General features: G+C 40.4%; 18 protein-coding genes and 1 pseudogene. 8 read left to right on the forward strand and 11 right to left on the reverse strand.

The genetic code is table 11. The annotated features are described in order from the left end of the window. Nucleotides 1–5: 5 nt before the first annotated feature. From lapB to gyrA, 8 genes are all read right to left on the reverse strand, one after another. Complete coding sequence (gene lapB, locus CWC17_RS09375) at nt 6–1,142, reverse strand: lipopolysaccharide assembly protein LapB (RefSeq protein WP_138541873.1); 1,137 nt, start codon at nt 1,140–1,142, stop codon at nt 6–8. Between the two features lie 2 nt (nt 1,143–1,144). Further along, a complete protein-coding gene (locus CWC17_RS09380) occupies nt 1,145–1,426 on the reverse strand; it encodes a lipopolysaccharide assembly protein LapA domain-containing protein (RefSeq protein WP_004587873.1) in 282 nt (93 codons plus the stop codon). Nucleotides 1,427–1,447: 21 nt separating this feature from the next. Next, a complete protein-coding gene (gene ihfB / locus CWC17_RS09385; protein WP_004587872.1) occupies nt 1,448–1,735 on the reverse strand; it encodes an integration host factor subunit beta in 288 nt (95 codons plus the stop codon). 65 nt (nt 1,736–1,800) lie between these two features. Continuing rightward, a complete protein-coding gene (gene rpsA, locus CWC17_RS09390) occupies nt 1,801–3,468 on the reverse strand; it encodes a 30S ribosomal protein S1 (protein WP_055016073.1) in 1,668 nt (555 codons plus the stop codon). 95 nt (nt 3,469–3,563) lie between these two features. Continuing rightward, nucleotides 3,564–4,274 (reverse strand): (d)CMP kinase, encoded by a 711-nt coding sequence (cmk, locus tag CWC17_RS09395; protein ID WP_138612696.1) that lies wholly within the window; start codon nt 4,272–4,274, stop codon nt 3,564–3,566. A 107-nt stretch (nt 4,275–4,381) separates the two neighbouring features. Then, nucleotides 4,382–5,659: a 3-phosphoshikimate 1-carboxyvinyltransferase gene (gene aroA / locus CWC17_RS09400; protein ID WP_138612697.1), complete on the reverse strand. Its 1,278-nt coding sequence runs from the start codon at nt 5,657–5,659 to the stop codon at nt 4,382–4,384. Then, nucleotides 5,659–6,741: a 3-phosphoserine/phosphohydroxythreonine transaminase gene (serC, locus tag CWC17_RS09405; RefSeq protein ID WP_138541870.1), complete on the reverse strand. Its 1,083-nt coding sequence runs from the start codon at nt 6,739–6,741 to the stop codon at nt 5,659–5,661. The genes aroA and serC overlap by 1 nt, the downstream gene beginning before the upstream one ends. Nucleotides 6,742–6,851: 110 nt before the next feature. Further along, complete coding sequence (gene gyrA / locus CWC17_RS09410; RefSeq protein ID WP_138541869.1) at nt 6,852–9,551, reverse strand: DNA topoisomerase (ATP-hydrolyzing) subunit A; 2,700 nt, start codon at nt 9,549–9,551, stop codon at nt 6,852–6,854. 178 nt (nt 9,552–9,729) lie between these two features. Here gyrA and ubiG point away from each other — a divergent pair, with 178 nt between their 5' ends. From ubiG to yfaE, 5 genes are all read left to right on the forward strand, one after another. Continuing rightward, nucleotides 9,730–10,440, forward strand: coding sequence for a bifunctional 2-polyprenyl-6-hydroxyphenol methylase/3-demethylubiquinol 3-O-methyltransferase UbiG (gene ubiG / locus CWC17_RS09415; protein WP_138612698.1), 711 nt, complete (start codon nt 9,730–9,732; stop codon nt 10,438–10,440). Then, nucleotides 10,440–11,120, forward strand: coding sequence for an HAD family hydrolase (locus CWC17_RS09420; protein ID WP_138612699.1), 681 nt, complete (start codon nt 10,440–10,442; stop codon nt 11,118–11,120). The genes ubiG and CWC17_RS09420 overlap by 1 nt, the downstream gene beginning before the upstream one ends. A gap of 412 nt (nt 11,121–11,532) precedes the next feature. After that, nucleotides 11,533–13,815: a class 1a ribonucleoside-diphosphate reductase subunit alpha gene (gene nrdA / locus CWC17_RS09425; RefSeq protein ID WP_055018416.1), complete on the forward strand. Its 2,283-nt coding sequence runs from the start codon at nt 11,533–11,535 to the stop codon at nt 13,813–13,815. A gap of 72 nt (nt 13,816–13,887) precedes the next feature. Beyond that, the gene (nrdB, locus tag CWC17_RS09430; protein ID WP_055016064.1) at nt 13,888–15,018 is read left to right on the forward strand and encodes a class Ia ribonucleoside-diphosphate reductase subunit beta; all 1,131 of its coding nucleotides are present in this window, start codon (nt 13,888–13,890) and stop codon (nt 15,016–15,018) included. Beyond that, nucleotides 15,018–15,290 (forward strand): class I ribonucleotide reductase maintenance protein YfaE, encoded by a 273-nt coding sequence (gene yfaE, locus CWC17_RS09435; protein WP_138541866.1) that lies wholly within the window; start codon nt 15,018–15,020, stop codon nt 15,288–15,290. The genes nrdB and yfaE overlap by 1 nt, the downstream gene beginning before the upstream one ends. A gap of 43 nt (nt 15,291–15,333) precedes the next feature. Here yfaE and CWC17_RS09440 read toward each other — a convergent pair. Next, a pseudogene (locus CWC17_RS09440) lies at nt 15,334–15,936 on the reverse strand (DUF1287 domain-containing protein). A 27-nt stretch (nt 15,937–15,963) separates the two neighbouring features. Next, a complete protein-coding gene (locus CWC17_RS09445) occupies nt 15,964–16,353 on the reverse strand; it encodes a hypothetical protein (protein ID WP_349654488.1) in 390 nt (129 codons plus the stop codon). A gap of 295 nt (nt 16,354–16,648) precedes the next feature. Between CWC17_RS09445 and CWC17_RS09450 the strand changes: the two genes are divergently transcribed. After that, nucleotides 16,649–17,059, forward strand: coding sequence for a hypothetical protein (locus CWC17_RS09450; protein WP_138612700.1), 411 nt, complete (start codon nt 16,649–16,651; stop codon nt 17,057–17,059). Between the two features lie 895 nt (nt 17,060–17,954). Here CWC17_RS09450 and CWC17_RS09460 read toward each other — a convergent pair. After that, nucleotides 17,955–18,380, reverse strand: a complete 426-nt coding sequence (locus tag CWC17_RS09460; RefSeq protein ID WP_138612701.1) for a tetratricopeptide repeat protein — start codon at nt 18,378–18,380, stop codon at nt 17,955–17,957. Nucleotides 18,381–18,612: 232 nt separating this feature from the next. Here CWC17_RS09460 and CWC17_RS09465 point away from each other — a divergent pair, with 232 nt between their 5' ends. Both CWC17_RS09465 and CWC17_RS09470 read left to right on the forward strand, forming a co-directional pair. Continuing rightward, nucleotides 18,613–19,002, forward strand: coding sequence for a YkgJ family cysteine cluster protein (locus CWC17_RS09465; RefSeq protein WP_138541863.1), 390 nt, complete (start codon nt 18,613–18,615; stop codon nt 19,000–19,002). A gap of 125 nt (nt 19,003–19,127) precedes the next feature. Continuing rightward, a complete protein-coding gene (locus CWC17_RS09470; protein ID WP_138612702.1) occupies nt 19,128–21,509 on the forward strand; it encodes a TonB-dependent receptor in 2,382 nt (793 codons plus the stop codon). The last annotated feature ends 182 nt before the right edge of the window (nt 21,510–21,691 follow it).

Here is a 21,691-nt window from a genome sequence, read left to right on the forward strand (position 1 = left end):
GGTTATTAAAATCCGTCTAGGCCTCTACTTGGTACAATGGTTTCCCAATGTTTACAAGATGGGCAGTTCCAATAAATGGTGTGGCTTGTAAAACCACAATGTTGGCATTGAAAGTCTGGTTTTGTAGCTATATATGACGTAACTAGCTTATCAATTTCATCAAGTACCTCTTTGGTATTTGGATTTTTATCAGCCATTAGCTGTAATAAAAAGCTAAAACCTCTAATTGTCGGCTGACGTTTTAAGCTGTCAGTTAAAAACTCAAATGCCTGTTTGGTATTTCCCTGCTCTAACAATGCTTGGCAATGTTTTATTTTTATTAGTACCCCACCTTTGTCGAGCAAGTCACATAATAAATCATGAAATTGATGCGTTAAATTTAACTGCTTATAACTATGTGCAAGCTGGTCAATAAACAAAGGCGCAAACAATGTAAATTGGCAGACTAATTCACGCCAATAGTAAATAGCTTTTACGTAGTCTTCGCTTGTGTAAGCCGATAACCCCAATTCGTATAAAGGGCGAACCGCTTTGTAATTTAAACTAATGGCTTTGCTCATTAATTGCGGTTTATTTTCGCTTAGCGCCGCTTCGCTGTAAAAATTAGCAATGGCTTTAAAATGCTGCTCTTTAACAAATAACTCACTGTGGGCTTCGAACATATTAATGCCCTTTTCCCACTCTCGAGTTTGCGAATAAAGAGTAATAATAGGGTCAAGCGCTTGTTCATGCCCGGCTTTAACAAGCCACACTAAATGTTCTTCTGCACCGTCTAATAAGCCGGCCATAATATAATCTTCGGCTAATTCTAAACGGCTAGTGGCAGCTTGTTGCTCATTTAAACTTGGGTGTTTTAAAAGGAGTTCGTGAATTTTTATTGCGCGGTCAAGCTCGCCTCTTCGGCGAAACATGGTAGCAAGGGTTGAGTAGTGGTCGACAGAATCAGCAGCGACCTCTAATAGATTGATTAGATGCTCTAAGCCCTGATCTTCTTCTCTGTCTAGTAAAAACTTTAAGCCTTTACTGTATTCTGAAGTGATTTGGCGATTGAGTTGATGAGCTTGGTTTTTCGCACTATTTTTGCCCATAATCCAGCCATAACCGGCAGCAACAGGCAGTAGTAAAAACAAAAGCTCAATCATGATTAGGTGTCTTTATTAGCAATAAGCTTACTATTATTTTTTTCTGGCGCTAATTGTTTTTTTAAGCGGTAATTTTGCCACTTTAATTTAGAAAACAATTTAAAGCTAATAAAACACCCTATTATTACACCCAGTATAAAGCAGATACTTATTATTACAGCGAGTGGCAAGGTATTACTGGCAATAATATAATTGATTTGTACTAATTGTGGATTTTGAGAACCCAATAAAAATGCGCAAAATAGGCATAGTACAACCAGAATAATTTTTAATACCTTAAACAAGTAACTACTCCAACTGGTTAACTAGGCAATACTCTCGTTTACGCGGTCGCGTAATTCTTTGCCTGGTTTAAAATGAGGTACATGCTTACCATCAAGCTCTACTGTATCGCCAGTCTTAGGATTACGACCTGTGCGAGGAGCGCGGTAATGCAAAGAGAAACTACCAAAACCTCTGATCTCAATACGATCTGAAGTAGATAATGAGCCGGCCATTTGTTCAAGAATTTCTTTTACTGCATTTTCAACATCTTTCACTGGAACGTGTGCGTGCTGTTCGGCAAGTGTTTCTATCAGTTCTGACTTAGTCATAGCGTTTCCTTAAAGAGAATAGTGGAAGGGCAAAACTGCCCTTCCAATTAAAAACTAATTAGTAATTAGTCTTTTTGTGCATTTGCGAAAGCAGCTGCCATTGCGTTTTCAAACACTGGCTCTTCTTTCTTAAGCTTCTCTAGTACTTCTTTCTCTTCTGCTTCGAAAAGAGCTTTAACAGATAAGCTTAAAGTGCGGTTCTTACGATCAACGCCAACGTATTTAGCTTCGATTTCGTCGCCTACAGAAACAACAGTCGTTGCATCTTCAACGCGCTCTTGAGCGATATCAGCTACACGGATGTAACCTTCAACGCCTTCGATAAGCTCTACAGTTGCGCCTTTCGCATCAACTTCAGTCACTTTACCTTTAACAATAGCACCTTTTTTGTTTGCATCAAGGTAGTTATTGAACGGGTCAGCTTCGATTTGCTTAACACCTAGAGAGATACGTTCACGCTCTGGGTCAACTTGCAATACGATAGCAGTGATTTCGTCGCCTTTCTTGAATTCACGTACAGCTTCTTCGCCTGGCGTGTTCCAAGAAATGTCTGAAAGGTGTACAAGACCATCAATACCACCGTCAAGACCGATAAAGATACCGAAGTCAGTGATTGATTTGATCTTACCAGTAACTTGGTCGCCTTTGTTTTGTAGACGAGCAAATTCCTGCCAAGGATTAGCAATACATTGCTTAAGACCAAGAGAAATACGACGACGTTCTTCGTCGATTTCAAGAACCATAACTTCAACAGTGTCACCTAGTGAAACAACTTTTGAAGGGTGGATGTTCTTGTTAGTCCAATCCATTTCAGAAACGTGAACTAGACCTTCAACGCCTTCTTCGATTTCTACGAAGCAACCGTAATCAGTAAGGTTAGTTACACGACCAGAAAGCTTAGAACCTTCTGGGTAACGACCAGCGATAGCTGCCCATGGATCTTCGCCAAGCTGTTTAAGGCCTAGAGATACACGAGTTTTATCTTTGTCGAATTTAAGAACTTTAACTGCGATTTCGTCGCCAACATTAACGATTTCTGAAGGGTGCTTAACACGCTTCCAAGCCATATCTGTAATGTGTAGTAGACCATCAACACCACCAAGGTCAACGAATGCACCGTAGTCAGTAAGGTTCTTAACGATACCTTTAACTTCTTGACCTTCAACAAGGTTAGCAAGAAGCTCTTCACGCTCTTGTGAGTTTTCAGATTCGATAACTGCACGACGTGAAACAACAACGTTGTTACGTTTTTGGTCAAGCTTGATTACTTTAAATTCAAGCTCTTTGCCTTCAAGGTGAGTTGTGTCACGTACTGGACGAACATCAACAAGTGAACCAGGTAGGAAAGCACGGATTGAATCAACTTCAACTGTGAAACCGCCTTTAACTTTACCGTTGATAACACCAGTAACAGTCTCTTGCTCTTCACATGCTTTCTCAAGACGGATCCACGCTTCGTGACGCTTCGCTTTCTCACGAGAAAGGATAGTTTCACCGAAACCGTCTTCGATTGCATCTAGTGCAACATCTACTTCGTCGCCTACAGCAACTTCTAGTTCACCAGCAGCATTTTTGAACTGCTCTGCAGGGATAGCACTTTCTGATTTAAGACCAGCATCTACAAGTACAATGTTGTTCTCGATAGAGATTACTGTACCTTTAACAATAGAGCCTTGCTCTGCTTCAAAACCCTTTAAGCTTTCTTCAAATAACTGCGCAAAATTTTCTGACATACGAATATACGTCTCATATATTAATACCAATAAGCAACCATGCTGCATGGGGTTGTTAAAATAGCACTGGCGTCCTGCTGGTGCATAAAATGTGTTTAGCTTCGCTTGGGAAGCTTACCTTCTGAAATAGCAATATCTACTAAAGTTATAACTTTATCAAACACTTGCTGAGCATTAAGCTCGCTTGTGTCTATTTCAATTGCATCATCAGCAGGAACAAGCGGCGCAACGGTACGATTCATATCGCGCTCATCACGAGCTTGAATGTCCTGTAATAGACCACTTAGTGTAACATCAAGGCCACGCTCATTCAACTCAACATAACGTCTGCGCGCGCGTTCTTGTGCACTGGCGGTTAAATATATTTTTAATGGAGCGTCTTGAAACACCACGGTGCCCATATCTCGGCCATCAGCAATTAAGCCCCGCTCGGTTTTAAACGCACGCTGGCGTCGAAGTAACGCTTCACGTACACGGGGTAATGCAGCCACTTTTGAAGCAGCAGCCCCAACCTCTTCATTACGAATTGTCGAGGTTACATCTTCGCCTTCTAAAATAACTTTTCCAGCATTAGTTTGGCTATCAACCAAAAACTGCACATCTAAGTTTGCAGCAAGCGGGACAAGCGCTTCTTCGTTGTCTAATGCTATTTGGTGATGAAGTGCGGCAAGGGATAATACACGGTAAATTGCGCCGCTATCCAATACATCCCACCCCAATTTGTCGGCTAACAAGCGACAAACAGTTCCTTTACCTGAACCACTTGGGCCATCAACGGTGATTACGGGCATTAATAACGCCTGCATTTAGAACCTCCTGCAATGCACACCTAAATAAAACCGCGATATTATACGTCACTTCTACAAATAGATCCGCTTTAGTGTGTAACTTTTTATAATTATTTATAAAAGCTCTACTCACTCACTGATGCTAAAACCTTGAAAAAGGTTGGAAAAGTTTTATATGTGCACTTAGGGTCGTTGATAGTAATAGGCTTTCCGCCTACGGCAACCATCGCAAAACACATTGCAATACGGTGATCATCATACGTATCAATAGCAACATCATTAAACGAATTTGGCGGTGTAATTTCGATAAAGTCATCGCCTTCTATAACCTCTGCTCCCACTTTACGAAGTTCAGTAGCCATTGCATATAAACGATCAGTTTCTTTTACACGCCAATTATATATATTACGAATAGCGGTAGGACCCTTGGCAAATAACGCAACAGTGGCAAGTGTCATTGCTGCATCGGGTATCGCATTAGCGTCAATATCTACACCTTTTAATTCACCTTTACGCACAACTAGGCGTTCGTCATACCAATCAATCTGGGCGCCAACTTGTTCCATCACTTTTGCAAAACCAATATCACCCTGTACTGATTTAGCGCCAACCCCTTTAATTTCAATTTCGCCACCGGCAATAGCCGCTGCCGCAACAAAGTAAGACGCTGATGATGCGTCACCTTCAACCATAATACGCTCGAGTGATTGGTACTGTTGGCCGCCTTTCACTTTAAATGTTGTGTAATTGCTGTGCTCAACGGTCACCCCAAAACGTGCCATGACATCTAATGTAATATCAATGTATGGCTTAGAGACCAAAGTGCCCTTAATAGAAATTTGCGTATCGCCATTAAATAAAGGGGCAGCCATTAGCAATGCAGTTAAAAATTGGCTAGAAATACTGCCATCTATTTCAACAGTACCGCCTTTAATTTGCCCACCAATTATTTTTAGTGGTGGGTAGTCTTTATGCTTAGTGTAGGTAATATCACCGCCAAGTGCTTGTAGCGCATCGACTAGGTGCCCTATTGGGCGCTCTTCCATGCGCGGCTCACCTATTAGCTCATACTCGCCAGATACAGCAGCAAGTACCGCGGTTAAAGGACGATACGCAGTACCGGCATTTCCTAAAAATAAAGGTTCACTTGGAGTTTTAAATATACCGCCAACCCCTTCAACAGTTGCCACAGTGCGGTCATCATTAAGCGTTACGTTAACACCTAGTAGATTTAATGCACCCAACATATGACGAATATCATCACTGTCTAGCAGGTTTTCTACAACGGTAGTCCCTTGAGCCAGCGCTGCTAACAATAAAATTCGGTTTGATAGGCTTTTAGACCCTGGTAAGGTAACGCTACCATTTACACGAGAAATAGGCTCTAAACGAAGTTGTTCCATTAGCTGTGCTCCTTTGCAAATGCCGCCATAAAGTCAACCAAGGCTTGAACACCTTCAAGTGGCATTGCGTTATAAATACTTGCACGCATACCCCCTACTATTCTGTGTCCTTCTAGGGCAAGTAAGCCGGCCTCTTTAGATTGCATTACAAACTTTTCGTTTAAGCTTTCATCATTTAGCCAAAAGGGTACATTCATGCGAGATCGGCAATGCGCGGCTACTTTATTGGTATAAAAAGGCGATTCATCAATAAAATCATAAAGCAGCTTAGCTTTAGCAATATTGTGTGCTTCCATTGCCTTAACGCCACCGTTTTGTTCTAGCCATTCAAATACTTCGGCTGCTAAATACCATGCAAAGGTAGGCGGTGTATTAAACATGCTGCCTTGTTTTGCTTCAAGTGCGTAATCTAAAATACCTGGTTTAGCCAAACCCTCACGCTCAAGTAATGTTTTGCGCACAATAACGATAGCTATACCTGATGGACCTATATTTTTTTGTGCACCGGCATAAATTAAATCAAACTTGTTTACGTCAATTTCACGCGACAAAATTGTTGACGACATATCAGCAATAATTGGCGCCGTTGGGTGACTAGGCACATCAAAAATTTCTAATCCGTCTACCGTTTCATTTGGGCAGTAATGAATATAAGATGCCTCTTCAGGTAAGTCCCACTGTGCCACATCTTTTATAGAAAACAGCCCGTTAGCGTCATTTCTGACATTGATTGAGTGAGTTTGAGTAAATTTATTAGCTTCGTCAGTCGCACTTTTAGACCACACGCCGTTCTCGCAATAAACCGCCGCTTTACCATGCTGATGCAAATTTAATGGCACAGCGCTAAATTGACCGCGCCCCCCACCATGCATAAACAACACTTCAAATTCATCGCTAATATTCATTAAACGACGAAGGCTGGCTTCGCATTTAGCAGTTAGCGCTAAAAAATCTTTACTGCGATGGCTTATTTCCATCACAGATACGCCTAAATCTTGCCAGTCTAAAAATTCTTTTTGTGCTTTTTGCATAACAGCTTGCGGAAGCATAGCTGGCCCCGCACAAAAATTATATTTACTCATTACCTTTGCCTCATTCCAGTAATTTAAACTTCTTTGATAAACAAAAAAGGATTATTAATTTTTTTCAACATGATTAAAAAAAGCGGCCTTAGCCGCTTTTTCAATTTCAGTTATTCAGAAGGTGGATTATCATCCGTTGCTTCTTCATTTACTGTATCAACCGTTTCAACGTCTTCAATATCAACTAAGTCACTGTCTGTAACTTCAATCTCTTCGATACGTTGTAAACCAACTACTTGCTCTTCGTCAATAGTTCTGATCAAAATAACGCCTTGGGTGTTACGTCCAACCGTCGATACTTCGTTAACGCGGGTACGTACTAGCGTACCACGATTAGAAATAATCATTATTTCATCGTTGTCGTCAACTTGTACAGCGCCAACTACTGCGCCATTACGCTCACTCACCTTAATAGATACAACACCTTGTGTTGCACGGCTCTTCGATGGGTAATCTTCAAGTTGAGTACGTTTACCGTAACCATTTTCAGTCACAGTTAAAATAGCACCGTCAGACTTAGGCACAATTAATGACACTACGCGTTGGTCGTCGGCCATCTTAATACCACGAACACCGGTAGCAGTACGACCCATAGGGCGAACACCTTTGAAACGAACCTCAGGGTTGCCTTCTTCATCAAGCACCGGGTTGCCGTTTTCATCAACTACAGTAGACTCTTCTGCTTCTTTAAAGCGTACCACTTTACCAGCATCAGTAAACAACATAATTTCATTGCTACCATCGGTAATATCAACCCCAATTAGGCTATCGCCTTCGTTAAGGTTTACAGCAATAATACCGCTTGCGCGTTGGCGGCTGTATGCCGTTAGTGGTGTTTTCTTCACGGTACCAAATGCAGTTGCCATAAAGATGTACTTATCTTCTTCGTACTCGCGTACAGGTAGAATAGCAGTAATACGCTCATCATCTTCAAGTGGCAGTAAGTTAACAATTGGCTTACCGCGTGCGGCGCGACTTGCCAGTGGTAACTGGTATACTTTAAGCCAGTACAAACGACCCGCAGTAGAGAAACATAAAATGGTATCGTGGGTATTCGCAACTAAAAGACGTTCAATGAAATCTTCATCTTTCATCTTCGTTGCTGACTTACCTTTACCACCACGGCGCTGCGCCTCATAATCAGACAATGCCTGATACTTAACGTAACCTTCGTGCGACAAGGTCACAACAACATCTTCTTCGTTGATTAAATCTTCAAGGCTAATGTCGTGCGCGGCCGCGTTAATTTCTGTACGGCGCTCATCACCATACTGCTCTTTAATTTCAACTAACTCATCACGGATAACTTCCATTAAACGCTCAGGGCTGCTTAAAATATGAAGTAACTCAGCAATTAAATCTAACAGCGATTGGTACTCTGCTAAGATTTTTTCATGCTCAAGGCCGGTTAGTTTGTGTAAACGTAAATCAAGAATCGCTTGCGCTTGTTGCTCAGAAATATAGTACTGACCATCTCGAATACCAAGCTCACTTGCTAGCCAATCTGGACGAGCTACGTTGTCTTCCCCTGCTTTTTCAAGCATAGCTTTTACATTACCCAAATCCCACGGACGTGCCGTCAAGGCAACTTTAGCCTCAGCTGGGGTTGGTGATTTACGAATAAGCTCAATAATAGGGTCAATGTTGGCAAGCGCAATTGCTAAGCCTTCAAGGGTATGAGCACGGTCACGGGCTTTACGTAAATCAAATACGGTACGGCGTGTAACCACTTCACGGCGGTGAATAACAAACTCTTCAAGCATTTCTTTTAGGTTGAAACACTTAGGTTGGTTATTAATTAATGCAACCATATTCATACCAAACACAGTTTGTAACTGAGTTTGTGCATATAAGTTGTTTAGAATAACTTCACCAACATCGCCACGCTTAATCTCAATAACGATACGCATACCGTCTTTATCTGATTCATCACGTAGTGCGCTAATGCCTTCAATTTTTTTATCTTTAACAAGCTCAGCAATCTTTTCAATTAAGCGGGCTTTATTAACCTGATAAGGGATTTCGTGCACGATAATAGTTTCGCGGCCTGTTTTTTCATCGGTTTCGATGTCGGCACGTGCTCGCATGTACACTTTACCACGGCCTGTTAAGTAGGCATCTTCAATGCCTTTTTTACCATTAATAATGGCAGCCGTTGGGAAGTCAGGACCTGGAATGTAATCCATTAATTCATGAATCGTTAAATCAGGATTTTGAATAAGCGCTAAACAGCCATTCACCACTTCAGTTAGGTTATGTGGAGGAATATTTGTAGCCATACCTACCGCAATACCCGATGAACCGTTTACCAGTAAGTTAGGCACTTTGGTCGGTAAAACGTCAGGAATTTGTTCGGTACCGTCGTAGTTTGGAACGAAATCAACCGTTTCTTTTTCAAGATCGGCTAACAACTCATGCGACATTTTTGCCATACGTACTTCTGTATAACGCATTGCCGCTGCTGAATCACCATCAACCGAACCGAAGTTACCTTGGCCATCTACAAGCATATAACGTAGTGAGAATGGCTGTGCCATACGCACGATGGTGTCATAAACTGCACTGTCGCCGTGTGGGTGGTATTTACCAATTACATCACCGACCACACGGGCCGATTTTTTGTAAGGCTTATTCCAGTCATTACTAAGCTCGTTCATTGCAAACAAAACGCGGCGGTGAACAGGTTTTAAACCATCACGTACGTCTGGTAATGCACGTCCTACGATTACACTCATTGCGTAATCTAGGTAGGAGTTTTTTAACTCGTCTTCAATATTGACTGGCAGAATTTCATTGGCGAGATCAGTCATTTGATATCACATTCCTTCAGTATCAGCTCTTTGCAACCCGGTATTGGGTGCCAAGAGTATTTGTTATTATTTCTAAGCGACCATGCTATCACAATTAATTTTAATTTACAGGCGCAAAACTTTGCGATTTATCAATTTAGGCCTATATAATGGCCTCAGATTGACGAGGAAGTATTTTATGACCGAACATCAAAATGTAGATAACGCAGAAATAGCAAAATTTGAAGCCATTGCTGAGCGATGGTGGGACCAAGACGGAGAGTTTAAACCTCTTCACGAAATTAACCCATTACGATTAGACTTTGTGGCTAACAAAAGCCAAGGTTTATTTGAAAAAGAAACACTCGATGTAGGTTGTGGTGGCGGTATACTTAGTGAAAGCATGGCGCGCATGGGGGCAAACGTAACCGGTATAGACATGGGCCAAGAGCCACTCACCGTAGCCAAACTACACAGCCTAGAAACGGGTGTAAATGTTGACTATATAAAAGTACCTGCAGAGGAGTTTGCAAGCCAGCACCCTGCTCGCTTTGATGTAATAACTTGCATGGAAATGCTTGAGCACGTACCTGACCCTGCTTCTATTATTCATGCAGTAGCAAAGCTTGCCAAGCCTGGGGCTGATGTATTTTTCTCAACTCTTAATAAAACACCTAAAGCATACTTGTTTGCTATTGTAGGTGCTGAAAAGCTATTGAAAATGGTGCCCGAAGGCACACACGACCACAACAAATTTATCAAACCTGCACAACTTATTGCATGGGCTGAGCAAGCAGGCTTAAAAGTACGCGCCAGTGCAGGTCTTAGCTATAACCCGCTTTCTAAGCAATATTCATTAAATACAGATGTAAGTGTTAATTATATACTTCACTTTGAGAAGTTAGCGTAATGGCTAGCTCTTCTACTCCAGTAACTCCTTTTGAGTACGATGCTTTTTTATTTGATTTAGATGGCACTTTACTTGATACAGCTGATGATTTAGGTGCAGCATTGAATGCTGTACTTAAAAGTGAAGGTGTTGCCCAAGTTGCACCTGAGGCGTACCGAAAAGCTGCTTCTAATGGCGCAGGTGCATTACTTGAGCTCGGCTTTAAAGAACAATGGGCCACGCAACCTCAAGCACAGCGGATAAAACAGCTAGTGAGTTACTATAGCCAAAACCTAGCTAAGCACACACACTGCTTTGAAGGCATAGAATCATTACTCATAGCCCTTGAGAACCAAGCTATAAAATGGGGGATAATGACCAATAAACCTGGGTTTTTAACCGATCCTTTAGTGGCAGCTATCCCCGCATTCAAAAATGCACATGTGGTGATCAGTGGCGATACGCTTACCGAAGCAAAACCGTCTCCTTTACCCTTATTACACTGTACAAAACTGATGAACGTTGATCCTAAGCGTTGTTTATACGTAGGTGATGCACAACGTGATATACAAGCGGGTAAAGCTGCAGGTATGCATACCGCTACAGCGCTTTGGGGCTATATACCAAGTATTGAGGAGGCGTTGCGCTGGGAAGCCGACTTTAATTGGCGCAGCCCTATTGATGCTTTCAACCATATATAGTGCCATTGGTGTTATTAAACACTATATATTGTGATTTTGTTAGTTTTTATGCAAAGCTTGATGATAAAAAAAGCAGTCAAAATTTATTTTCAAAATGCGCAAATTTAGCTGATCATTAGTTGATTTTTACCTATTTCAACTTAAATGATTGTTCAAAGGTGAGTGACTACTAACACAATTACTTTATCCCAAAGTTATCCACAAATAGGGGCAATTATGTCCCTTGCAAATCAACTCAGACCACACTATCTTGTGATCTCTAAATTGAACAACACCAGATATTGTGGCCAAATGTTATTCAATTAAATTCGCCCATACGGTGAAACTTATAATAAATGAATACGTACCTTGCTTTAGCGAGGTATAAAACATTGGTCAAAATACTCAATTCCCAAGGAATACAGGCAAAGCTATGAACCAACAGTTATCTGTAAGCAAGCGTGACGGGCGTAAAGAGCCGCTAGATCTTGATAAGATCCATCGCGTTATTGAATGGGCCGCCGAAGGTTTAAACAACGTATCGGTTTCACAGGTTGAATTAAAGTCGCACATTCAATTTTACGACGGTATTCGTACAAAAGACATTCACGAAACCATCATTAAAGCAGCAGCCGATCAAATTTCAAAAGAGTCGCCTGACTACCAGTACTTAGCTGCCCGCTTAGCTGTATTCCACTTACGTAAAAAAGCGTATGGCCAGTTTGAGCCTCCACGTTTATTTGACCATGTTACAAAAATGGTTGAAGACAAACGCTACGATGCTCACTTACTTGTTGATTACACAGAGCAAGAGCTTGACGAGCTAGATGCGTATCTTGATCATTCGCGCGATCTTAACTTTAGCTACGCAGCCGTAAAGCAACTTGAAGGTAAATACCTGGTACAAAACCGCGTAACAGGTGAAATTTACGAAAGTGCTCAGTTTTTATATATTTTAGTGGCTGCGAGTTTATTCTCTGACTACCCGCGCGAAACACGTATTGATTACATCAAGCGTTTTTACGATGCTGTATCAACGTTTAAAATCTCTTTGCCTACACCCATTATGTCGGGTGTACGTACCCCTACTCGGCAATTTAGCTCATGTGTACTTATTGAATGTGGCGATAGCCTTGATTCAATCAATGCTACATCATCTGCGATTGTTAAATACGTATCACAACGTGCGGGTATTGGTATTAACGCCGGCCGTATTCGTGCGTTAGGTAGCCATATTCGTAACGGTGAAGCGTACCACACTGGTTGTATCCCTTTTTATAAGCACTTTCAAACAGCTGTTAAAAGCTGCTCGCAAGGTGGTGTTCGTGGCGGTGCAGCAACCTTATTCTATCCGCTTTGGCATTTAGAAGTAGAAAACCTGCTTGTACTTAAAAATAACCGTGGTGTTGATGATAACCGTGTTCGTCACTTAGATTACGGCGTACAGTTTAATAAACTAATGTATTCTCGTTTGATTAAAGACGATTATATCACGTTATTTAGCCCATCAGACGTACCAGGTCTTTACGATGCATTCTTTGAAGACCAAGATGAATTTGACGCACTATATATAAAATACGAGCAAGACGAGTCTATTCGTAAAAAGCGTATCAAAGCGATTGAGCTATTCTCAATGTTTGCGCAAGAGCGAGCCAGTACAGGTCGTATTTATTTACAAAACGTGGATCACTGTAACACTCACAGCCCGTTTATTTCTAAAGTTGCGCCAATTCGCCAATCTAACTTATGTTTAGAAATTGCATTGCCAACTAAGCCGTTAAATAACGTAAACGACGAAGAAGGCGAAATTGCCCTTTGTACGCTATCGGCATTTAACTTAGGTGCTATTGAGTCACTTGATGAACTTGAAGAGCTTGCGGAACTTGCAGTACGTGCACTTGATAATCTACTTGATTTCCAAGACTACCCAGTACCGGCTGCACGTAATGCCACAATGGGCCGCCGCACATTAGGAATAGGTGTAATTAACTACGCTTACTACTTAGCTAAAAATGGTAAACGCTACTCAGATGGCAGTGCTAATGCACTGACTCATAAAACGTTTGAAGCAATTCAATATTACTTAATGAAAGCATCAAACGAGCTTGCTAAAGAGCGTGGCGCGTGTCCTAAGTTTAACGAAACAACGTACTCTCAAGGTATTATGCCAACGGATACGTACAAACGTGACTTAGATAAAATTTGTGATGAGCCACTGCACTTAGATTGGGACTCATTACGTGCCAGCATTAAAGAGCACGGCATGCGTAACTCAACACTTAGCGCATTAATGCCTTCAGAAACATCGTCGCAAATCTCTAACGCGACTAACGGTATTGAGCCACCACGTGGTCACATTAGCGTTAAAGCAAGTAAAGACGGTATTTTAAAACAAGTAGTGCCAGAGTACGAACGCTTAAAAGATAACTACGAGCTGCTGTGGGATATTCCATCAAACGATGGTTACTTACAGTTAGTGGGCATAATGCAAAAGTTTATTGACCAAACTATTTCGGCCAATACAAATTATGATCCAAGTAAGTACGAAGGCGGTAAAGTACCTATGAAAGTCTTATTAAAAGACTTACTGGGTGCCTACAAATTGGGTGTTAAAACACTTTATTACCATAACACCCGCGATGGTGCATCAGATGCACAAGACGATACGCCAGAAGTCGAAGATGACGATTGTGCAGGCGGCGCGTGTAAAATTTAATAGATAAACTTAAAGCGGGCTCTTTGCCCGCTTTGTCCTGATAGTTTTAGTGATAGTTTTTGAGTGATAGACATGTCTTATACTACTTTTAGTCGTAACCATAATGATCAAATGCAAGAGCCAATGTTTTTTGGCCAAACCGTTAACGTTTCGCGTTACGATCAACAAAAATACCCTATTTTTGAGAAATTGATTGAAAAGCAACTTTCGTTTTTTTGGCGTCCAGAAGAAGTAGACGTAAGTAAAGACCGTTTAGACTTTCAAGCGTTACCAGAGCACGAAAAGCACATATTTTTAAGTAACTTAAAATACCAAACGCTGCTTGATAGTGTACAAGGCCGCTCGCCAAACGTTGCCCTACTTCCTATTGTGTCTATTCCTGAACTAGAAACATGGATAGAAACCTGGGCATTTAGTGAAACTATTCACAGTCGCTCTTATACCCACATTATTCGTAACGTAACACAGTCACCAGAACTAATTTTTGATGACATTGTAAGTAACGAAAAAATCAGCGAACGTGCTGATGCGGTAACCACCTACTACGACGATTTAATTAATGGCGTGTCGCTTTATAACCTGTATGGGGAAGGCAAGCACGACATTAACGGTCAAACCGTTGTGATTAGTTTATTTGACCTGAAAAAGAAACTTTACCTTGCGATGATGTCGGTAAATATTCTTGAAGCTATTCGTTTTTATGTTAGTTTTGCCTGCTCATTTGCCTTTGCAGAACGTGAATTAATGGAAGGTAATGCTAAAATCATCAAGCTAATCGCTCGTGATGAAGCGCTACACCTTTCGGGTACACAGCATATTTTGAACATTATGCAAGATGGTAAAGACGACCCTGAAATGGCGATTGTCGCTGCGCAGTGCCGTGAAGAAGCCATTAAAATGTTTGTAGAAGCAGCAGAGCAAGAAAAAGAATGGGCCGAATACCTGTTCAAAGATGGCTCAATGATTGGCTTAAATAAACACATCTTGTGTCAATATGTTGAATACATCACTAATGCACGTATGACAGCAATTGGTTTACCAGCGCAGTTTGAAAACAACAGCAACCCTATTCCATGGATCAACTCTTGGCTTGTGTCTGACAACGTGCAAGTTGCGCCGCAAGAAGCTGAAATTAGCTCATACCTTGTAGGTCAAATCGACTCTCAAGTAGATGCCTCAGAATTTGGTGACTTTGATTTATAATGAGTGACAAACCCACTGCAAGTATAACGCTTGCAGATAACAGCCAGTGTATTGAATTTAGCACTGGCTGCCCTTCTGTTTTACATTGCTTAGAAAACCAAAAAATAGACGTTGCCTATCAGTGCCGCGAAGGCTATTGCGGCGCGTGCAGAGCCACGTTAGTCTCTGGCCAAGTGCAATATAACGAAGAACCTTTAGCGTTTGTACGTGACGGAGAAATACTGCTGTGCTGCTGTAAACCCAATGGCAATATAAGCATAAACTTAAAATAAAGTTATACCAATGCGCATAATTAAGTATTATTGCAAATGAGTATTACTGCGTCTTATGAATCTGCTTTGGTTCGAACCGATAGTGCCCTGTGATTTTATAATCAAAGAGCATATCGGTTTTTTCAGGACCTCGCCCAATATTATGTACAATTAAAGGATTGCCGGTTTGTGTAGAGTGCTCATTAACGACCATGCCAATATGAGGAAGATTCCCCGGTAACATCCAAGTTATTATATCACCCGCTTTGTAGTCATTAGGATCACCAGATATTGCTAAATTTAAACCGTGTCTTTTAAAGTAAATTTGTAAGTTAGGCACTCTTCGGTGGTCGATATTTTTATCCGGTTTAGTCAGCCCCCAGATTCGTTTAGAGGGGTAAAGCGCAAAGTTATTTTTTATATCTTCATGTACTAATTTTTGTAAATCTACACCTAACTTTCTGTAGCTTCTGATAATAACATCAGTACATACCCCAATGTTACTTGGCACATCACCGCCTGGGTAACTTATTGAACGATAACTCCCATCATACGTAACATGCTGTGTTGTTCGCTCGAGTTAGGCTGCTACTATGCCTTCTTCAAAAGTTACAGCTTGTGCATCAATACACATTAAAGTAAATAAACATCCTAACGTTTTGTTCATATAAATTCCTTTGAAATTCAGAGCTAATTACAGAGTATAAGTAACATATTTTGGCACATCTATTGTTTTACCACGACTAGCAAATTGCTCATCAAACCCGTATTCCATCTTTTCGAGCGGAGCATAGTGATATCCCACTCGCTGAATTTCACTAATGTAACGAAGCATAAATCTGTCTGCGCCCAGTTCAACCCACTGCGCAACATTAACCCTTAAATTAGTAGTGACGTGGGGAAGTAAATAATAAGTATTTTTATACGTTATACCCGCCGCGACCATATCGACAAAATCACCTAGATCCAATTCTGGCAGACCCGCAAAGTCTGGCTTTGGTATTTGGTCTACAACAACGTAATTATGTGTTTTTAAAGAATTCGGTAGGATAAAACCCATCAAATTCATTACTGAATTTATCACAACTCACTTTTTGACTACTGTATTTTAAATTTGTAGTAAATTTTTACCAAGCACTTGGACTTCCCAGCTTTCACTAGACAACTTTTAGTATTAATACCTCGCAACTAGCGAAGAAAATAGAACGCATAGAATACCTAAACAAAAAGCTCTTTATCAAAATTATCATATAAGCATAACCGGTCTATAAACAGTAAAACCCTTTTTTATATTTTTTAAAGTGTTATCATTTGTAACTAAAATAGTAACACTTAAAATCATGTATAATTTTACTAATACACTCTTTCGCATAAAAATAATGCATTTTATTCCTATTGTCTTACTGGTCATATTTAGTGATACAGCAAATGCTGACAATATAAAACCGTTCACATCAGATGGCTGTAGTGCTTTTCCGGACGGCACCACGAAAGATAAAAAGTTGTGGCTTGCATGTTGTAAAGCGCACGACTACGCCTACTGGCAAGGTGGCACTTATTGGCAACGTTTAGGAGCAGATAAAGCCTTGCAAGAGTGTGTTATTGAAGCCGGCGAAACGAGTATAGCGAACCTTATGCTTGTCGGAGTTCGATTTGGTGGCAGCCCTTATATACCATCGACTTTCAGATGGGGCTATGGTTGGCCCTATCCTAGGTTATATCAAGCATTAACCGCTGATGAAATTAAGCAAATTGCTGCTTTAAAAACGGCATCAACTCAAACCAATTAATAAGTTGTGAAAACTGGGTTATGAAAATAATATCAAAAGTAATTGAATCACTATGCTTATACTGCTAAGTGTCATTTTAACTTTGTTTCCAACGGTAATATCTTATTTTGTTTCACGTAATTACGCTAAAAAGGCTAAAGCGACTAATAAAGGTGCTTACATCAGAGCAGTGCTTTGGCCTAGCGTTTTCTCGTGGACACTATTTGCGGCTGTTGGGCACGGTGCAATCATCTTTCCCTTACCTTCAACGTTTGCGGTCATGTTATATGTGTTTTTATATGACGAACGTGGTATCTATTTTCACCCTCACATATTTTTAAGCCCAACGATTCCAATAACCGTTTATTTAATAAGCTATTTCAAATACAAAAAAAGGGCTAATGTAGGCTAACGCCCTAACCCACTGTTAGCTCATAAGTATCTTGTAAGATCGAAAAGTAAGGGGCCCAGATAGCTGGACTCACGATCTTCACTTTTTACAAACCAAATCCGATAGAGTCATTCAAGTACAATTGCTACAAGGTTACTTCAACAACTTTCTCAACTATCCAAAATGGCAAGCTTATTTACGCAATTACCAACCACCAACGTTAATTGTATGAGGTAAAAGCGACCCTGCGTTTATAACCTCAGGCGATAAAGCATACTTAAAAGATATCCCAAACGCAGAACTTCATTTACTCGATTCAGGACACCTTAGTGTTGAAGAAAAATCAATAGAAATTGCAAAATCCATTGCCGATTTTATGAATCAGCTAGCACAATAGTAAGCCTTTTCTTTTGGTTTAGCATTTATAGCGAACATAAAAAAGCACTGAGGATATAAACCATCTGCGCTTTATTAAGCTCAAGCTGAATCCACAAGAATCACATTTAATATGGATAAGTTATCTATTTAATCTTCTTCAATAAGTGACTCGAGCAACTCGTGTATTTCTGCTTTGAGTTCTTTATCTTCAATTTTATTAGCACTTACCTTGGCACTTTTAAGGCTATTAATCGCCTCATCTTTTTTACCTAGCTCTATTTGTAAAGTGGCCATTGAATAAGCTATCGATGCAATATGATCTTTATTATTTATTGCAATCGACTTTTCTAGCGCTTTCTCGTATGTAGTGAGAGCGTCTTCAAGCTCTTCGGTAAAGTCAGCTAAGGTTTCCCACTGTACAGGGTGATCTTTTGAGGTATTCTCGTTTTCTTCACAAATCGTTTTAAGCCTAGAAAATAATAATTCAAATCTTTTGCGGTCGTTTCTATTTGCAGCCTCCATCAACTGTTCTGCTAAATCATGTACTGCTTTATATACTTTGGTGTTCATCATCAAGAACTATCCTTAACTGGCCGCTAAACTAACTATTTAATTTAGCAAAAATACTATTTATAGGCGTCCTGATCTTATAAGAACGGCTAATTATCTAGGTGTAATGATACATTAATAATAGATAACCGGTTGTAATTAAAAGTGTGGTTTTAAAATTATATATAAAAAGTAGCCCACGTTAGTTACAGTGATACACTGAGAAACTTATAAATACCTAATATACTGGCTAAAAATGAAAGAGTGCAACCAATGTGGCAAATGTTGTATTAAATACGGGGGTGGTGATTTAAGCGCAACTGTACAAGAAATTGAGATGTGGGCACTGTTTAACCCAGAGATTTATCAATATGTTAAAGATGATGAAATTTGGTTCGATCCACATACGCAATTAAGGCTTACCGTTTGCCCCTTTTTAGAAATAGCGCCTAAAAAAGCGCCCTCCCATAAAACAATGTATACCTGTAGCATTTACCTAGATAGACCAGAAGATTGCCGCCAATACCCCAGTTTGGTTTCTGAGATGATACGTGATGAATGCGAAATGATAGAGCCTAAGGATATAAATAACCAGCCTAAAGCGCAGCGTAAACTCGATATAATTATGCTCGATAGCCGCTCTTAAAACAGCTTATCTTATTCGCGTGTTTATTCATCGAAAAAAATTAAGCTATAGTATAACATTGTTGATATGTCAAATACGCGGTGTTATATTATATCACAACATAGTAACCGCGAACCTTTAAGATAATGACAAAGTTAACATTAATTTCTTCTGCAGTTTTTTCTGTTTTATGTTCTCATTCAGCACTTGCTGCTACCGTTACCGGTAAAATAACAGATGATAAAAACCAACCTATTGAAAATGCAGCTGTACACGTACATGGTAAAGACCAAGGTGTAAAAACCAACGCACAGGGCGAATTTTCTATTGATGTAGACTCTCAAAGCCAATTACATGTAAGTAAAGACAACTTTATAGACTCGCGTATTGCCGTAAATGAAAACTCAAACAATGTGACGGTTTCACTTACCCCTACCTCGGTAGAAACCGTTGTTGTATATGCCTCTGCACTGCATAAAAACAGCCTAGAGATGATTTCTCCAGTCAGCGTTTTATCAGGTGATGAGCTTAAAAACAAATCAAAACCTACCCTTGGTGAAACGCTAAAAGGCTTACCAGGTGTAAATGCCAGTTACTTTGGTCCGGTATCGTCAAGCCCTATTATCCGTGGTTTAGATGGCCCTCGCGTTAAGATTACCCAAAACGGTTTAGATGCTAGCGATGCATCGCGTATTGGTCCAGACCATGCGACTTCAAGCGACAGCTTAGCGGCTGAACAAATTGAAGTATTGCGCGGACCAAGCACCCTACTTTATGGCTCAGGTGCAATTGGTGGTGTAGTAAATGTAGTTGATAACCGTATACCAACGAGCAATTTAGATGATTTATCCGGCGCTGCTGAATACAGCCATGACACGGTATCTAATTCAAATACGGTGGCTGCAAAACTAGAAACAGGCAATGATGGATTTAACTTTCATTTTGATGGTACCAAACGCAGTGGTGATGACTATGAAACACCGACCTTTAGTATTACAGATGAAGATGGTGACGTTGAAACAGCAAACACTGTAGAAAACACCTTTATAGATAGTGATACATTCAATGTGGGTACTAGTTATGTGGGCGATCATTTAACGGTTGGCTTTTCTTACGGTAGCATTGACACCGATTACGGTATCCCTGGGCATGAGCATCATGACCATGACCATGAAGGTGAAACCGAAGAAGAACACGACGATCACGCAGAGGAAGAAGAAGAGTCTGTTTATGCTCATCTTGAGCAAGATCGTTGGCAAGGCCTGATTAGTTATGCGCTGGATAATAACTGGGTTGAGAATATTAACCTTCGTGTTGGCTACACTGATTACTCACACAGTGAAATTGAAGACGGTGAAATTGGCACTACCTTTAAAAACGAAACAACCGAAGCGCGCTTAAACGTAGAGCATAAATTAGCTCAATGGCACGGTATGATTGGCTATCATTATAGCGAGTCTGATTACGACGCCATTGGTGAAGAGGCCTTTACTCCTGCAAGTGTTACCACTACTCATGCACTCTATCTACTTGAAGAGCGTAAATTTGGAGATGTAACTGTAGAGCTTGGTGCACGTATTGAAGACTATGAGATTACAAGCACAATTACAGAAACAGAGCACGACCACAGCCATGATGAAGAAGAGGAAGATCATGATGAAGGTGAAGAAGAAAGTATTGCATACAGTGAAAGCTTTACTAATGTAAGCGCCTCAGTCGGCGCCATTTGGCAATACACACCTGGGCAAAGTGTAGCGCTTAGCTTATCTCACTCTGAGCGTGCTCCTCTTTCTGCTGAACTTTTATCTAATGGTTTACACATTGCCACAGGTACTTATGAAGTAGGCCTTGGCTATCATATTGAAGATAACGAGGTACACTTTGAGCCAGAAGACATTAAGCAAGAAAAATCGACTAACCTTGATTTAAGCTTTAGACGCTTTAGCGGTGATTTTGGCTACACAGTAAACTTTTTCTATAACGATATTAAAAACTTTTATTACCAACAAAATACAGGCTTAGTTTACGACGAAGAAGATGGGTTAGAATCAGCGATTGGTGCACACGATGATGCGGTTGCTGTTTATCAATTTGCCAGTAAAGATGCTGAGCTATATGGTATTGAGTTTGACGTGCACTACCAAATAGACCCAAGTGCGATGATTAAAGTTTTTGGTGATTCAACTCGCGCTAAGCTTAAAGATGATGCGGGGAATTTACCACGCATCCCTGCTAATAAATTAGGCTCTGAATTACAATACAACTTGGGCGATTTACAACTAACGCTCACCGGTACGCACTACTTTGAGCAAGACGATATAAGCGCCTTCGAGACCAAAACAGATGGCTACACAATTGTTGATGCACAAGCTAATTATCAATTAAGTTTAGGCGCTATTGATACGCAGCTGTACTTAAATGTAGATAACATTACCGACGAACTTGGCTTTGTTCATAGCTCGTTTATAAAAGATAAAGCTCCACTACCAGGCAGAAACTTCCGCTTTGGTATTAGAGGTTACTTTTAATAAAGCTTTGGCATTTATTTAGTTAGTTTTAAAACCGCATTTTATATGCGGTTTTTTTATGCCACTTCATTTAATTAACTAGGCTATTTAATTGATGTTTATAAAGCAGTAAGCGTGAGACGAAGATTTAATACCATCGCAGTAATAAATAAATCTAAGTATTAAATGGTGCGCTATTGAGG

Origin of the sequence: Pseudoalteromonas sp. S3785, from assembly GCF_005887365.1 — a bacterium.
Classification (GTDB): Bacteria; Pseudomonadota; Gammaproteobacteria; order Enterobacterales; family Alteromonadaceae; genus Pseudoalteromonas.